13 protein-coding genes and 4 pseudogenes are annotated in these 15,373 nt (G+C 56.4%); 6 read left to right on the top strand and 11 right to left on the bottom strand.

The window, feature by feature from the left end; all coding sequences use genetic code 11:
• The first annotated feature begins 100 nt into the window (after nt 1–100).
• Nucleotides 101–1,294 (top strand): annotated as a pseudogene (locus RSAL33209_RS03270) (MFS transporter).
• Here the strand turns inward: RSAL33209_RS03270 and RSAL33209_RS03265 are convergent.
• From RSAL33209_RS03265 to pheS, 3 genes are read right to left on the bottom strand one after another with little or no spacing between them, the layout of a single operon-like run.
• Complete coding sequence (locus RSAL33209_RS03265; protein WP_012244206.1) at nt 1,287–1,652, bottom strand: GNAT family N-acetyltransferase; 366 nt, start codon at nt 1,650–1,652, stop codon at nt 1,287–1,289. The pseudogene RSAL33209_RS03270 and the gene RSAL33209_RS03265 sit on opposite strands and share 8 nt — an antisense overlap.
• 53 nt (nt 1,653–1,705) lie before the next feature.
• Nucleotides 1,706–4,249 carry a phenylalanine--tRNA ligase subunit beta gene (gene pheT / locus RSAL33209_RS03260; RefSeq protein WP_012244205.1) on the bottom strand — a complete coding sequence of 848 codons (2,544 nt, stop codon included), beginning with the start codon at nt 4,247–4,249 and terminating at the stop codon, nt 1,706–1,708.
• Nucleotides 4,249–5,313: a phenylalanine--tRNA ligase subunit alpha gene (gene pheS / locus RSAL33209_RS03255; RefSeq protein WP_041684373.1), complete on the bottom strand. Its 1,065-nt coding sequence runs from the start codon at nt 5,311–5,313 to the stop codon at nt 4,249–4,251. Before pheS ends, pheT begins: the two co-directional genes overlap by 1 nt.
• A 192-nt stretch (nt 5,314–5,505) precedes the next feature.
• Here pheS and RSAL33209_RS03250 point away from each other — a divergent pair, with 192 nt between their 5' ends.
• On the top strand, nt 5,506–6,156 hold the full coding sequence (locus RSAL33209_RS03250) for an SIMPL domain-containing protein (protein ID WP_041684371.1): 651 nt from the start codon (nt 5,506–5,508) through the stop codon (nt 6,154–6,156).
• A gap of 81 nt (nt 6,157–6,237) precedes the next feature.
• Here the strand turns inward: RSAL33209_RS03250 and RSAL33209_RS16865 are convergent.
• From RSAL33209_RS16865 to RSAL33209_RS03235, 3 genes and pseudogenes are all read right to left on the bottom strand, one after another.
• Nucleotides 6,238–6,610, bottom strand: a pseudogene (locus tag RSAL33209_RS16865) (AMP-binding enzyme); the annotation flags it as partial.
• Nucleotides 6,611–6,647: 37 nt separating this feature from the next.
• Nucleotides 6,648–7,898: pseudogene (locus RSAL33209_RS03245) on the bottom strand (IS3 family transposase).
• 12 nt (nt 7,899–7,910) lie between these two features.
• Nucleotides 7,911–8,873: an AMP-binding protein gene (locus RSAL33209_RS03235; RefSeq protein WP_012244201.1), complete on the bottom strand. Its 963-nt coding sequence runs from the start codon at nt 8,871–8,873 to the stop codon at nt 7,911–7,913.
• A 106-nt stretch (nt 8,874–8,979) separates the two neighbouring features.
• Here RSAL33209_RS03235 and RSAL33209_RS03230 point away from each other — a divergent pair.
• A pseudogene (locus RSAL33209_RS03230) lies at nt 8,980–10,164 on the top strand (Rv2578c family radical SAM protein).
• Here RSAL33209_RS03230 and RSAL33209_RS03225 read toward each other — a convergent pair.
• Nucleotides 10,161–10,361 carry a DUF5302 domain-containing protein gene (locus RSAL33209_RS03225; RefSeq protein ID WP_041684370.1) on the bottom strand — a complete coding sequence of 67 codons (201 nt, stop codon included), beginning with the start codon at nt 10,359–10,361 and terminating at the stop codon, nt 10,161–10,163. The pseudogene RSAL33209_RS03230 and the gene RSAL33209_RS03225 overlap by 4 nt on opposite strands.
• A 121-nt stretch (nt 10,362–10,482) precedes the next feature.
• On the opposite strand from RSAL33209_RS03225, the gene RSAL33209_RS03220 reads away from it, so the two are divergent.
• Nucleotides 10,483–10,863 carry a bleomycin resistance protein gene (locus tag RSAL33209_RS03220; protein WP_041684368.1) on the top strand — a complete coding sequence of 127 codons (381 nt, stop codon included), beginning with the start codon at nt 10,483–10,485 and terminating at the stop codon, nt 10,861–10,863.
• Between the two features lie 169 nt (nt 10,864–11,032).
• Here the strand turns inward: RSAL33209_RS03220 and RSAL33209_RS19505 are convergent, their stop codons facing one another.
• Nucleotides 11,033–11,269, bottom strand: coding sequence for an NUDIX domain-containing protein (locus RSAL33209_RS19505; protein ID WP_012244197.1), 237 nt, complete (start codon nt 11,267–11,269; stop codon nt 11,033–11,035).
• Between the two features lie 77 nt (nt 11,270–11,346).
• Here RSAL33209_RS19505 and RSAL33209_RS03210 point away from each other — a divergent pair, with 77 nt between their 5' ends.
• Nucleotides 11,347–12,552, top strand: coding sequence for an MFS transporter (locus RSAL33209_RS03210; RefSeq protein ID WP_012244196.1), 1,206 nt, complete (start codon nt 11,347–11,349; stop codon nt 12,550–12,552).
• Here the strand turns inward: RSAL33209_RS03210 and RSAL33209_RS03205 are convergent.
• Nucleotides 12,500–13,462: a cation diffusion facilitator family transporter gene (locus RSAL33209_RS03205; protein WP_041684366.1), complete on the bottom strand. Its 963-nt coding sequence runs from the start codon at nt 13,460–13,462 to the stop codon at nt 12,500–12,502. The genes RSAL33209_RS03210 and RSAL33209_RS03205 overlap by 53 nt on opposite strands.
• A gap of 171 nt (nt 13,463–13,633) precedes the next feature.
• Here RSAL33209_RS03205 and RSAL33209_RS03200 point away from each other — a divergent pair, with 171 nt between their 5' ends.
• On the top strand, nt 13,634–13,888 hold the full coding sequence (locus RSAL33209_RS03200) for a GlsB/YeaQ/YmgE family stress response membrane protein (protein WP_041684364.1): 255 nt from the start codon (nt 13,634–13,636) through the stop codon (nt 13,886–13,888).
• Between the two features lie 57 nt (nt 13,889–13,945).
• On the opposite strand, the gene RSAL33209_RS03195 is transcribed toward RSAL33209_RS03200, so the two are convergent.
• Together RSAL33209_RS03195 and rplT are read right to left on the bottom strand one after the other, a co-directional pair.
• Nucleotides 13,946–14,845, bottom strand: a complete 900-nt coding sequence (locus tag RSAL33209_RS03195; RefSeq protein ID WP_041685095.1) for a TrmH family RNA methyltransferase — start codon at nt 14,843–14,845, stop codon at nt 13,946–13,948.
• Nucleotides 14,846–14,906: 61 nt separating this feature from the next.
• A complete protein-coding gene (gene rplT / locus RSAL33209_RS03190; RefSeq protein WP_012244193.1) occupies nt 14,907–15,290 on the bottom strand; it encodes a 50S ribosomal protein L20 in 384 nt (127 codons plus the stop codon).
• Nucleotides 15,291–15,373: the final 83 nt, after the last annotated feature.

Below are 15,373 nucleotides of genomic sequence, written 5' to 3'. Positions count from 1 at the left end.
CCATATTACACGGCTTGCGCCTATATAGCGCGTGTGCAACTATTGCATACGCAGCTAATTTCTCTGCGCACCTGTCAAGATCCCTCAAGGAGTCCTTCTCATGCCTCTCGGCCTCTTAGCGTTGGCCATCAGCGGATTCGGCATCGGCCTGACCGAATTCGTCATCATGGGACTACTTCCCGAAGTAGCCCAAACATTCAACGTAGATGAGCCGACGGCTGGTTGGCTTATCTCCGGCTATGCGCTTTCGGTCGCCGTCAGCGGCATCTTACTGACCGCCGCTGTGACCTGACTCCCCCGCAAAGCTGTCTTGATCTCGCTGATGGTGTTGTTCATCGCCGGCAACTTGCTCTCCGCGGTAGCGCCCACCTTCAGCCTGATGCTGACTGGCCGTATCCTTGCCGCACTAACGCACGGTGCTTTCTTTGGCATCGGCGCGGTCGTAGCGGCAAACATGGTCGCGCCGGAACGCAAAGGCGCGGCAATATCGATGATGTTCGCTGGGCTGACGATGGCAACCGTGCTCGGTGTACCCTTCGGCACTTTACTCGGACAGAATTTCGGTTGGCGCTCAACCTTCGCAGTGATTTCAGTTTTGGGACTGGTCGCCATGGCTGGTATCGCATTATTGGTACCGAAACAACATGTGGCCGGAAAACCGTCCAGACTTCGCGATGAAATTAAGGCCTTCGGAAAGGGCCAGGTCTGGCTTTCTATTGCCGTGACCATTCTGGGCTTTGGCGGAATGTTCGGCGCCTTTACTTATATCGCTTACACTCTGACCGAGGTCACCGGATTTGCCAGCACGCTGGTGCCCTGGTTACTCATCCTCTTCGGATTAGGTTCCTTCGCCGGAAACCTCATCGGTGGTAAAACTGCTGATAAAGCCCGAGACAAAACTCTTGCCGTGAGCCTGACGGTACTAACTGTGATTCTGATTGTTTTCTCGATCTTCGCAGCCAACCCCGTCGTGACCATTTCCGCGCTGGTACTCATGGCAGGATTCGGCTTTGGTACCGTACCCGGCCTGCAAATGCGGATCATGCATTTCGCCCATGAAACACCAACGCTGGCTTCCGGTAGCAATATTGCCGCATTCAACATCGGCAACGCCCTTGGCGCTTGGCTGGGCGGCGTAGGCATCGGCGTGGGCCTGGGCTACACCTCCCCGATCTGGATTGGCGCAATTCTGTCCGGTCTTGGCCTGCTAGTCATCTTGATAGCGGCCAAGGCCGCCAGTAAAAAGTCAGCGGTACTCGCAGAAGCACTGCCGACGGCGGTAGCAGCTAGCTGAACCGGAAGAAGGCGTTAATTCCTGCTTGGTCTGCAGTATTTGTTAGGCCCAAGGAACGGTAAAACGCGTGTTGCGCAGGCTCGTCATCGGTCAGCAAGACGAATTGGAGGAGCTGATCATGCGCTGCCAATACCTGTTTGACCAGCTCAGCACCAATCCCTTGCCGCTGCCAAGCCGGGTTCACTAAGACATCTTGTAAATAGCACACAGTGAAGCCATCCGATATAGCGCGCGCCAGTCCCAAAAGTTGGCCATCTTCCTCGGCCACACAAATAAATTCTGAGCCATTCAAGGCTCCCTTCAAAGCCTGCGGATCCTTGGTATAGGCAGACCAACCGACCGAGTCGTAGAGCCCCATGACTTGCTCGAAGTCTAAGGCTGCCGGTTCTACTTCCCGGATATCAGCATGGCTTAGCGCAGTACCGCACCGAAGGCGGCGGCAGCTGCAGCAACGGCGCTCTCACGAGCCGCGGTGGCTTCTTCCGCAGTCAAAGTCCGGTCAGTGGCTCGGAACCGAAGACCAAAGGCCAACGACTTCTTCCCTTCACCCACGTTGTGCCCGCGGTAGTCATCGAACAAAGCGACCTCTTCGAGTAGCTCGCCCGCGCCAGTACGCAACACCTCGAGGACCTCGCTGGCCGGCACCTCGGCGTCGACCACCAAGGCCACATCCTGCGTCGCCAACGGGAAAGTTGAAATCGACTTGGCCACGATCACATCGGCAGCCGCTTCGAAGAGCGCATCAAGATCGAATTCCACCGCAATCGTTCGTGCTGGAAGATCTGACTCAGCCAGCAGCTTCGGGTGAAGCTCGCCGGCGTAGCCAAGTAAGGTGCCATCTCGGAGTTCCAATTGAGCGGTGCGACCGGGGTGGAAAGCTTGGTGCCTGCCCTGGACAGCTACGATGTCTACGCCTAAGACTTCAGCGGCAAGCTTGGCCACGTCGAGTGCATCAGCGTAGTCCCACGACCGTGGCTTATGATCCGGCGCAGCCGCCGAATCGGAACCAATGAGAACAGCCGCAATGTGCAATGGCTGATCCGGGATGCCGGCATAGAGTTCATCCAGAACTTCGTCTGCGGGCCTAGCGCCCAGTGGCGGAATCGAGGCGGTACCCATCGTTTCAGCCGGCAAGAACACCGAGCCTGCCTCAAAAAGAGCTAAGTCACGGAAGCCACGCGATAGATTACGTTTCGCCACCTCAAGCAAGCCAGGCAGAACCGAAGTACGCAAGAAACCGAATTCTTCGCTGATTGGATTCGCGAGCTTCACCGCACGCGCCTCAGTTCCACCTTCAGCCACGCCAAAGGTGTTATTCATTGCTTTGGAGACGAACGGATAGGCCAGCACCTCGGTGAGTCCCGAATCGGCTAGCGCTTGCAGCGTCCGACGACGTTGCTGCTGTACTCGGCTGAGCCCTCGTCCCGGCGGCGCAACAGGCAGCGTTGCCGGAATCTGGTCGTAGCCGACCAATCGGGCGATTTCTTCGGCGAGGTCGTCTTTGGTCTCCAGATCTGGGCGCCAAGACGGCGCGCTGACGCCGTAGATTCCATCTGATTGGCCAACAGTGGCACCAATATCAGTCAGCGCACGCTCGATCTGCTCGTCAGTGAATTGAATCCCCACGCGTCGAGCCGGGTAACCAGCGACGAATCCAATGGTCTTCGGAGTAAATCCAGAAAACACGTCGGTACCGTGCGGATCGGCCGTGCCACCGGCGAGCTCTACGAGCAAATCGACCGCGCGCTGCGTGGCGATATCTGCGACCAACGGGTCAACGCCACGTTCGTAACGCTTCGAAGCTTCCGAAGATAATTTGTGCCTACGCCGGCTCCGCGCGATCGTGATTTCTTCAAAGTGCGCTGCCTCGATGAGCACATCCTGCGTGCTCGCGGAGACTTCGGTCGCCGCCCCGCCCATCACACCAGCAATGCCAACCGGACCAGAATCGTCGGTGATCAGCAGATCTTCGACGTCGAGCTTGCGTGCTTTGCCATCGAGAGTAGTCAAGGACTCTGCCGCGGCCGCGCGGCGGACCACAATCGGTCCAGACAATTTGTTCAAATCGTAGAAATGCAGCGGCTGACCTAGCTCCCACATCACATAGTTTGAGATGTCTACCGGCAGCGAAATCGATCGGATACCAGCAAGCCGCAATCGCGATGCCATCCACTGCGGAGTGGGTACGGAAACATCAATACCGCGCACAATTCGCGCAACAAAACGATCGACGCCAGGCTTGCCGTAAATTGGCGCGCCGTCTTCAAGACGGACCGGGAAGCCCGCAGAATCTGCCGGAACAACCGTCGGCTGCGCAGCCGGATCGACGAACTCCGTGCCAGTGGCATGCGCGTATTCACGAGCGATGCCGCGGATCGAGAACGCATATCCTCGATCCGGTGTCACGTTGACTTCGGCCGCATGATCATCCAAGCCAAGAAGTTCGTAAACCGAGCTACCAAGTTCGGGATCGAGTCCAAGCGTTGACAGCACCACAATGCCATCGTGATCTTGGCCAATGCCCAACTCACGCGAGGACGCAATCATGCCAGCGGAGGTGTGCCCGTAAGTTTTACGCGGCGAGATCCGGAAGTCTCCAGGCAGCACAGCACCAGGCAGTGTCACAATGACCTTGTCACCTTCAACAAAGTTGTGTGCACCGCACACTATGCCTTGAATTCCGTCCGGAGAAATTCCATCGCCCTCGAGCGTTTGAGTTGCGCCCTCGGGCACAACGCGAACCTGGCACCAATTGATCGTTTTGCCATTAGTTTGCGGTTCTTTGACCAGCGAAAGCACTTGGCCAACCACAATTGGCCCAGAAAGAAAGTCGGTGGGCCGGTGCACTGCTTCTTCTTCCAGTCCTACCCGGACTAGATCAGCCATCACATCTTCGGCGGTGGCGTCGGCCGGAACGGCAGCGAATTCACGCAGCCAAGATAAAGGTATACGCATTAGATTTCCATCCCGAAGTGCTGGCTGAAGCGAATATCGCCCTCGATCATGTCGCGCATATCGGCGACTTCGTTGCGGAACATCAGCGTCCGCTCAATGCCCATACCGAAGGCAAATCCTGAGTATTCTTCTGGGTCAATTCCGGCGGCGCGCAACACATTTTCATTCACCATGCCGCAACCGCCCCACTCGATCCAACGCGGGCCACCCTTGGCACCAGGGTGCCAAATGTCCAGCTCGGCCGAGGGCTCGGTAAACGGAAAATAATTGGGCCTAAGTCGAATTTGCGCCTCATCACCAAACATCTGCCGCGCAAAGTGTTCCAAGGTGCCGCGCAAATCCGCCATTGAAAGGTGCTTGTCAATCGCGAGACCTTCAAATTGGTGGAAAACCGGCGTGTGCGTTGCGTCGAGCTCGTCGGTGCGGAAGGTTTTTCCCGGGCACAGTACGTAGATCGGCAACTCGCGCTCCAGCATGGAGCGGACCTGAACCGGAGAGGTATGCGTGCGCAACAGCAAATGCGCTTCCGGAGGTTCTACGAAGAATGTGTCTTGAAGTTCCCGAGCTGGGTGATCAGGTTTGAAGTTCAACGCATCAAAGTTAAACCACTCAGATTCCAGCTCAGGACCTTCGGCGATCTCCCAACCCATGCCGACGAAAATATCGCTGACCCGCTCTTGAAGGGTGGCCAGCGGGTGCCTCGCCCCCGCACGACGCCGGCGCGGAGCTGCCGTGACGTCCACAGCCTCTTCGACCAAGATCCGTTCCGCGGCTTCGGCTTCGAGAATCTCAGTCCTCGCCGCAAGCGCTTGGTTGACCTGCCCGCGGGCAGCTCCCATGAGCTTGCCAGCGGTGGCTTTGAGTTCTTTGGCGATGTCTTTAATGCCACGGTTAGCCAGACTTAGCGGTGATTTTTCTCCGGTATGCGCCAGCCTAGCCTCTTTGAGCTGTTCCAGATCGCTGGCCGCGGCAATCGCCTCAAGGGCGCTACTGACGGCGAGCGCAAGCGCAGCTTCGTCGGTCGGATCGGGAGCGGCGGAATCCGCCGGGAGTTGCTCGGTCATAAAAGAACGCACCTTGATCGTGGGAATGCCGGAATCAGTCTATTCAATCGCGGCCTCCGGTGTGGAATCCGGCGCCCATCCCCCGCGCTGTGCGATCTGATCCGCGCTGAGCGGAACTGAATGCCAAAGGCTGGGCACACTCAGCTTAGACAGTTACGGTGGGAGCAATCAGCGTCGTTGATAGGAGATCTCATGGAAAACAGCATCGCAAACAACGGAGGCAACACGGTCACGGTTACCGGCCGCGGCAGCGCTAACCAGACTCCGGATTTGCTCACACTTAACATCGGTGTCGAGGTGAGTCGCAAAACTCTAGTGGGCGCGTACCAAGATGCATCCCGTTCTATGCAGTCAGTACAACGAGCTTTGGAAAGCGCCAACATCGATCGTAAAAACAGCGCAACTAGCGGACTTTCACTTCATGCCGAAACTGTTTGGCAAGATGGCAAAGGCAATGTAGTCACCGGATACCAGTGCTCCAGTACCCTAACGGTCCGGCTAGGGCTGCAAGAGCAGACTCAACAGACGATTGCGGCGATCGTCGAAGCTGGCGGCAACGACGTCAGGCTCAATGGCCTGCAGCCAGATATTTCCGACCCCAGTGCCGCTGCCGAACAAGCCCGCACCCTTGCATGGGCTGATGCATTACACAATGCTTCGCACTACGCGGAACTAGCTGGACGGACGCTGGGTAAGGTCCTCACCATCGCAGAATCTTTCGAGCGCGGCAATGGACCGATCACGATGCGTGCCGCATCGTTTGCTTCATCAGATTCGATGCCAATCGAAGCTGGCGAGAAGGCGGTAACGGCAAGCGTGACCGCTAGCTGGGAACTGATCTGATCGGCACTACAGCGCAGAAGATGCCCCCGATTCCGGTGCTGCTGGAATCGGGGGCATCTGGCGCAGTCAGATCTTGTCAGGTCAGAGTGAAATTTCCCGTTTGAGGATTTTCCCGGTTGGCCCCTTGGGTAGCGTGTCGATAATGTGCACCTCGCGCGGGTATTTATGTAGGCAGCAATTCGCTCTTTGACGAATTCACGAATTTCAGCAGCGAGCTTTTCTGGCTGTTCAGCCCCTGCGGCACCGTCTTTAAGCGCGACGACGGCGACTATCTCCTCGCCATACTCAGAATCGGGTCTACCAATCACTGCGGCCTCCGCTACTGCGGGATGTTCATACAAAACTTCTTCCACTTCACGCGGATAGATGTTGTATCCGCCGCGGAGAATCATGTCCTTTTCCGATCGACGATGAAATACAGGCCGTCTTCATCTTGGCGAGCCAGGTCCCCTGTGTAGATATGAATCGCCCCGGTGTGTCCGGAGGGTTTCTCAGACGATGAGCCTGTCGGCGGCTGCCGTGCTCTGGTAGTGATTGTAGTAGTGGTTTTCTAGCTCTACTGGTGGGATGTCTCCGCAGTACTGGTAGAGCCTTCGGTGGTTGTACCAATCGGCCCATTCAGCAGTGCCGATTTCGACTTCTTCTAGAGTCCGCCAGGGCTTGCCGGGTTTGATCAGCTCGGTCTTATAAAGCCCGTTGATGGTTTCCGCCAAGACGTTGTCGTAACTATCACCCACAGAACCGATCGAGGGGCGGATACCGGCCTGGGCCAGGCGTTCGGTGAAGGCCAAGGAGGCGTATTGAGCCCCGGCATCGTGATGATGAATCACCCCGGAAATCTCAGCCCCGGCCCGTTCACGACTCCAGATTGCCTGATTAACTGCGTTGAGCACTAGCACGGTGTTCATAGAAGCACTCGCTGACCAGCCCAGGATCCTCCGAGAGTAAGCATCGATCACGAAGGCAACATAGACCCACCCGGACCAGGTCGAAACATAGGTGAAATCATCTACCCATAGCCGATCCGGTGCCGTTGGTGTGAAATCACGGCGGACCAAGTCCTTCGCTCGGGCCGCCTTCGAGTCTTTGATCGTGGTGCGTTTGACCTTGCCACGGACCGCACCCTGTATGCCAAGTAACCCCATGAGCCGTTCTACCGTGCACCTGGCCACCGGCACACCTTCACGGTTCATCGCCAACCAGACTTTCCTGGTGCCGTAAACCCCGTAATTAGCGGCATACACCTTCTGGATCACGGGCTTGAGCACCTCATCACGTTGTTCTCGGTGAGATCGTGTTTTATCCACCCATTCGTAGTACGTGGACGGGGTGGTCTTCACCCCGTCCCAGTAAGCACCTGGCAGATCGACTCGACACCCCACCGCAATCCATTATTCTCGCGGTGACCGGCATGGTCCTTGATGTATTTCACGATCAGTGTTGTGGCGGTCGAGTTCGACCGCGAAAAAAGCTGAAGCACTCCGAAGGATCGCGTTCGCCCGTTTCAGCTCAGCGTTCTCACGCCGTAACCGTTTCAGCTCGGCCGATTCCGTGCTCGTTGTTCCAGTTCTAGTACCAACATCGATCTCGGCTTGCCGGACCCATTTACGCACCGTTTCCGGCACACCCACACCCAAAAGCTGGGCAACTTTTTGCATCGCCGCCCACTCCGAAGACGCACCCTCCATCTCCGCACGATCCTTCAACTCCTGCGGATACCGTGTCGTAGTTTTCCCTGCCATGTCCTGATCCTCTCAAACAAGAAAGTCTCCGGACACGCCGGGGCGATTCACACCGAGCGGAAGCGCAGCCCCACCAGAGACCGCCATGCGCAGTGTCAAAGCATCAAAACGGCTGCGATCTGGTACTCGAAGTAATCCGATGTACATGGTCGGCACACCTTCGAAGATCGTCACTTTATCGAGTTCAATAATTTCGAGGGCCCTGAGCGGATCGAAGCGTGGCAAAAGAGTTACGGCGGCGCCGGACATTACCGCGGCGTTGAGCGCACAGGTCTGCCCGAAGATATGAAAGAAAGGCAAACCGCCGAAAATCACATCACCATAGCTAATATCGTGCAGGTTTCGAGACACCGTGGCATTGCTTAGCAGATTTGAATGCGTCAACTCGGCGCCTTTCGGTCGCCCAGTGGTGCCGGAGGTATAGAGAATGACCGCGGTGTCGTCGCCGGCGACCTCGGTAACCTCGACCAAAGGCTCAACCTGGGAAAGCAAAGCCATGAACTGAGCGTCAACCGGAATGACTTCGGTGCCAGCAGCTTCGGCCCCTGCGTTAACTTCGCCAAGGACGCCCTCCCAAGCGAAAGCGAGCTTTGCCTCGGAGTTCTGTAGGTGATACTCCACTTCACGCGATTTCAAGAGCGGATTGAGTGGCACTACTATCGCACCGTAGCGGAGGATTCCATAGTAGATAGCAGGCATTTGTGGAATGTTCGGGCTGATAATAGCCACTCGGTCCCCTTTGGCCACACCTCGGGCAGCCAACAATCCTGCCACTTTCATGCTCAATCCGTTGAGTGCGGCAAAACTCAGCTCAACGTCATCAAGCTTGATCGACAAAACCTCGGGATACGTTGCTGCGCTCTCAGTCAGAATGGTTGCCACATTTGGCATGATGGTCTCCTTGGTCCACAGAATCTCCGACGCGCCCACCGCCAGAATAATTCGAATCAGCGCGAGTAGTGTGCTGTAACTCACAGTAACGTCTCACCGCAACGGCAGGTTCCCTTTTGATCCATGCCGAGGAAGGAAATATATATTCTATTTGCTTGTACATTAATAGCATTTATGTTCTAATAGCTTCATGCGATGGGAATCCCAACAAGTCCTCGCTCAAGAGGCCCTCAATATCAGCACCGATAGCTCGGCTCAGAGTTCATCCCGTCCCGAGCGGCCATCTCTGCTGCCAATGCAAGGTTTTTGACGCACCGTCCGCACCCCCGAATTCGCTGGCGTCGCATTCCACGAAGTAGCCGCTAAATCCGTACTGAATAAGGTGCCCGCCTCTTCAACGATGCCGTTCAGCTGGACCATCAGCCCCTATCGAGGCTGTTCTCACGCCTGCGTTTATTGTTTCGCCCGAAAATCCCATACCTACCTCGATTTCGATCCGGGGCTGGATTTCGACTCTCAAGTGGTAGTCAAAGTAAATGCTGTCGAAGTTCTTCGGGTTGAGTTGGCAAAGCCTAGTTGGGGCCGGCACCACGTAGCGTTGGGAACCAACACCGATCCCTATCAACGGGCGGAGGGTCGCTACTAACTGATACCAGGAATCATCAAAGCCCTGGCCGAGTCAGGCAGCCCACTGTCTATCTTAACCAAAGGCACGCTATTGGGTCGGGATATTCCAGTGCTTAAAGATGCAGCTCGCCAGGTCCCCATTGGCATGGGCATCTCGCTGGCGCTCACCGATGAGGCACTGGCCAAGGTTCTTGAGCCCGGCACCCCTTCGCCAAAAGCCCGATTGGCGTTGATCTCGCGGTTGAGATCTGCCGGCCTACCTTGCGGAGTGATGGCGATGCCAATATTGCCGTGGCTCACCGATAGTGATGAGGCGCTAGATTCTCTGCTGGCCCCCTTGGCGGCAGCCGGGGCGACTGGCGTCACTGCGGGTGCTTTGTATTTGCGTCCTGGCACCAAAGACTGGTTCATGTCCTGGCTTGCAAAGAATTATCCAGGGTTGGTCAGCAAATATCGGGGCCTCTACGGAAATGGCTCCTATGCGCCCAAAGAGTACCGGCAATGGTTGGCGCAGAAAGTGAATGCCGCCAAAACCAGACACGGTTTCGGCGGCACACAAGCCTATATGCATGAAACAGTTCTCGACGCGCGAAAAGAAGAAGCGCAGTACCCCGAGGGGGGCTTGCCAATTTCAGCGACAAAAGGGCGTTGGCCGATTCGTCAGCCCTTTGGCAAAAGCAGCACGCAACGAAAGCGTGAAACGGTCGCTACTTCCGCATCTGCAGTTACCGAGGCGACGCTGTTTTAGCCGCTCTTCCGTCGAAACTCGCGCTTGGTAGCTGCGGAAGAATGCGACGAACTGATTTTAGAACCCTGGGTAGCTTCCACTGTGGCGTGATGCTTAGCGTTCTTCTTCTCGAGAGCTTCACGGAACTTCCGCTTGGTATCCTCGCTGCTCGCAGCGCCGTCAACGGCGGCGCTTTGACCCTCTTCGGACTGTGACATCGGGTTCTCCCTGCTTGAAACGCCATATTTTCGACCATTGCCGAAAATACCAGTCTGGCATAAATTTGAACCGCCGTGCAGACACTGGCTATCGCCGCCAGCCCCGGGATATGCTCGGCATATGGTCAACACGGTCAAATTCGCCCAGATCGCTCCGGTCTTTCCGGTAGTTGATTTAGAACGATCAATCAGTCATTACGAGGCCCTGGGGTTTGAGGTCGCAAAGTACGACGGCGATGAAGACTATGCCTACGCCAAACTTGGCGCGGTACGCATCCACCTGTGGCAAGCGCCCGGCATTGACCCAGAAACTAACTTCTCGGCGGCTTTCATTGAAGTCGACGATGCAGACGCACGTGCGCTGCAATGGAAAGCAGTTTCGGATAACGCTGAGATTCGTTGCCCAACGGGCATGCCCGTTGACACTGAATATGGATTACGTGAGGGTGCCCATGTGGATCCGGACGGAAACCTTATGCGCTTCGCCCATAAACTGACCTGAGCAGCTCCGCCACGATCGGAAAATCTGCCGGAATCCACGGCAACGCCATCAGTGCTGATTCTTCAGACAGCGGCATCCATTGAAGCTGGTCATGATCTTCCAGCGGCAATGGTTCCCCGCGGATAATCTGGACAAACCAAACCCGCATCCGTGCACCATTGCCAAGCAGTCAACCATCGGTATCCGGTCCGGTCACTTCATGACCAAGTTTGACTTGAACCCCCAGCTCTTCGGCAAGTTCACGATGCAAAGCAGCCTCAGGTAGTTCGGCGATTTCGACCTTACCGCCGGGGAATTCCCACAGCCCCAGCGATGACTCGGGTGCGCTGCGTCGAGCTACCAAAAGACGGCTCGGTCGCTGCAGATCATCGACAATAGCCCCACCTACAATTTGCTTTGACTTCACAAAGGCATTCTACGGTCTGTTCTTTAGCAAAGGCCGTGATGGAATAGAGCTGCAAACACCGCACCGGAAAGAGCAGCATGCAACAGCCTCAACACAATTTTTCCTCTCGCCATGTGGCCTTAGCGATCATCTCGCTTGCCATGGGCGGGTTTGGCATTGGCACCATCGAGTTCGCCATGATGGGCTTGTTGCCCAATGTGGCCCAGGGGGTAAATGTCACTATCCCGGAAGCCGGCCACCTGATTTCAGCTTACGCATTGGGCGTAGTTGTTGGTGCGCCCATTCTGGCAGCCGTTGCAGCCAAAATGCCAAGAAAACGTGTGGTCATCGCGCTTATGGTGCTGTTCACCTTGGGCAACTTCTCTTCGTTCTTGGCACAAGATTTCTGGTACTTGTTGATCACTCGCTTTATTTCGGGGCTACCACACGGCGCATTCTTCGGCGTGGCCGCAGTGCTTGCCGCGTCGCTGGTCTCACCGACCAAGCGCGGTCGTGCCATTTCAATGGTGATGCTGGGACTGTCCATCGCTAACGTCGTCGGCGTACCCTTGGCGACCTTTATTGGTCAGCAATTCGGTTGGCGGTTGCTCTTTATTTTGGTGACTATTATTGGCGCAATTACCGTGCTGTGCCTCTGGATTTTTATCCCGGCACAACCTGCAGCCGAAGGTGCATCGGTGCGGGGCGAGTTGAGCGCGTTGAAGCGTATTCAGGTGTGGCTTGCGCTCTTGATCGGCATTGTTGGCTTTGGCGGCTTTTTCGCCGTTTATGCCTATATTGCGCCGACCATGACCGAAGTGACCGGTTTGCCTTCCGATTGGCTACCCCTCGTCGTCGCAATTTACGGCGTTGGCATGGTGATTGGAAATGTTGTTGGCGGCCGAATGGCAGATCGCTCCGTGATGGGCAGCATCTACATCATGATGGGCGTCATCGCTGCGATCCTGCTAATTTTCAGCATTGGCGTTCATCAGATCTGGTCGGCTTTGCCGTTGGTGCTCTTGATCGGAGCCTCTGGCGCCATGCTAGTACCTGCGCTACAGACCAGGCTCCTCGATGTTTCACCGGGAGCCCAATCACTTGCCTCTTCGATGAATCACTCCGCGCTCAATATCGCCAACGCATTAGGCGCGTTCCTGGGTGGACTCGTTATCGCTTGGGGTTGGGGTTATGTGGCTCCCGCACTGGTTGGCGCGGGCCTTGCCATTCTGGGCTTGGGTATTGCCGCGTTTAGCGGCCGAGTTGATCGCCGTCAGAAGCAGCCGGCAACCCAGCTGCCGTAACGCTATAGATGTCCGGCTCCAGATAAATCACTTTTACAATAGGTACTGCCGCCCTAATCCGTCGCTCGGCGTCGTTTATCGCCTTTGCTATCGCGACTCCTGTTGCCGAATCCTCAATGGCGATTTTCGCCGCTACTAAGAGTTCCTCCGGGCCCAAATGCATGGTTTTCAAGTGAATGATCCGGCTGACACCGGGACCAATCAGGGCAGCTTCGATGGCGGTGACATCCTCTACCGTCGCGGACTCCCCCAACAGCAGTGATTTAGTTTCGATTGCCAGCACAATAGCAACCAAAACGAGTAACAGGCCGATTAGTGCAGTGCCAATAGCGTCCCACACCCCATCGCCGGTCACTAACGTCATACTGACGCCGAAGAGCGCAAAGACTAGACCGGCAAGCGCCGCAGAGTCTTCCAGCAGCACCACGGGCAGCTCGGGCGCTTTAGCCGTGCGAATGAACATTGGCCATGAGCGTTTGCCTCGACTGCGATTTGATTCTCTGATCGCGGTGCGAAAGGAAAACCCTTCCAAGACAATCGCACCGAGTAGCACTACGAGCGGCACCCACCACCATGGGCCTTCGAAGCCGTGTGGATCATGGAATTTCTCCCAAGCTTCGTACAAAGCAAACAACCCGCCCACGCTGAAAAGCACGATTGAAACAATGAAGGCATAAAGGTAGCGTTCCCGTCCATAGCCAAAAGGGTGCTCGGCACTGGCTTGTTTAGCGGCGTGTTTGCCGCCAATCAGCAGCAGAACCTGATTGCCTGAGTCTGCAACTGAGTGAATCGACTCGGCCAACATCGATGAAGATCGGGTCAATAAAAAGGCCAAAAACTTCAACACCGCAATGCACAAGTTAGCGGTCAGGGCCGCAACTATCGCTTTGGTGCCACCCTCGGTAGACATCCGTTTTCCTCCATCAGGACTTGCATCGAGCTTTGCTGCTGCAACGCTACCGTGATCTTCGCTGTGCGGACATCTTTACGACACACCCCAGATTGTTATCTCTCCTTGGACCCCTTTCCTGTGCGTATCAGGCGTACCGTTAATGAATCAGCTCTATCTGAAGGAGGAGTCATGGGTTTCATTGGATGGATCGTTCTGGGCCTCGTCGTCGGAGCCATCGTCAAGGTAGTTATGCCCGGTAAAGTCACCGGCGGCTGGGTTACCAGCCTGATCCTGGGAATCGTCGGCGGCTGGATCGGAAGCTTGCTCTTCAATTCCGGGAAGATGGAATTCTGGAACCTTGGTTCCTGGATCCTCGCAATTGTCGGCGGTTTCGTAGTCGCCGGCATTTGGGGTGCCATCACCGGTCGAAAATCACACGCCTAACCAGAATTACTCATCGAGGCCCTTGGCGCTGCAAACAGCGCTGCGGGCCTCTTTGTGTCAGCCGCGCTGTTGAGCCCGCGCGCTTGCGTAAAGACAAACAGTGGCCGCAGTGCCCACGTTGAGGCTCTCCGCCGAACCATGAACCGGCACCGCAACGCGATGGTCGGCGGCCTCAAGTTCCTCGGTAGAAAGCCCTTGCGCTTCATTACCGAAAAACCACAGTGTTGGCTGCTCCAAAGGGTATGCGGATTCAGGCGTTTCTTGATCAAAGCTGCGCGCCGCCGATTCATCTTGAAGTTGATCCAAGTTGAGCGCGCCATAGCCATCCGCAGCGAGGACGCCGATGCCAGCGATGCGACACTGGCGTGCAACTTCTGCCGGATCCGCGCCAAGTACCACCGGCAGGTGAAAGAGCGAACCGACCGTGCTGCGGACTGCCTTGGGGTTATAAACATCCACGCTGGAATTACTGAAGATCACGGCGTCTGCGCCAGCGGCATCAGCTGCACGAAGCACCGTACCAGCGTTTCCGGGATCTTGTACCCGACAGAGCATTGCAATCAGCTGGGGTTTAGCGGCCAGAACTTCCTGCAAAGGCACATCGACAAACCGGCACACCGCAATAATGCCTTGCGGTTTCACGGTATCTGCCATCGCGGACAGCACCAGCTCACTGGCGATTCTGATCTGTGGGCCAGATTCTGTCAGTTCTTCAAAATCCGGGTAGCGGTCTAAACACCCACGGCTCGCATAGACCTCATCGACGACGGCGTTACCGCCGGCGGCCAGACAGTCCCGGTGCGCCCGCAACGCTTCACGGACCGCTTGCGGTCCTTCAGCTAAAAACTGCCGTCGCCGGGTACGCGAAGGGCGCCCAGCCAGTTTAGCCACGTCCTTCACCCGGTCTGCACCGGGATTGGTCATGGGTTCTACTAGCGGGCGCCCGTCGTCGTTAATCACTCAAAAACCTTAGCGCACCTGCTCACTAAATGCGGCAGCACACTGAAGCTTTGACTGACTAGTTGGCTACCGGAGCAGAGGTATCTGCGGGCAGCGCGGCTTTAGCCAATTTGACCAGGCCAGCGAACGCAGCGGCGTCGTTGACAGCAAGCTCAGAAAGCATCCGGCGGTCAACCTCGATCGAGGCAGCCTTCAAGCCCTGGATCAAGCGGTTGTAGGTCAGGCCGTTGGCGCGTGATGCAGCGTTGATACGCTGAATCCAGAGCCGACGGAAGTCGCCCTTACGCTTGCGACGGTCACCATAGCTGTACACGAACGAGTGCAGCAGCTGCTCTTTTGCCTTACGGTACAGGCGTGAACGCTGACCGCGGTAACCTTTGGCGCGCTCGAGAATAACCCGACGCTTTTTGTGGGCGTTTACTGCCCGCTTCACACGTGCCACGTGCGTACTCCTTTTGCTAATGCTCTCAAGCTCATATCAACTGATCTGCCTGAGAAGGCTTTTCTTGGCGGCGAAGGCAGCCG

Source organism: Renibacterium salmoninarum ATCC 33209, assembly GCF_000018885.1.
Lineage (GTDB): Bacteria > Actinomycetota > Actinomycetes > Actinomycetales > Micrococcaceae > Renibacterium > Renibacterium salmoninarum.
This window is presented reverse-complemented; position numbering and strand designations above follow the sequence as displayed.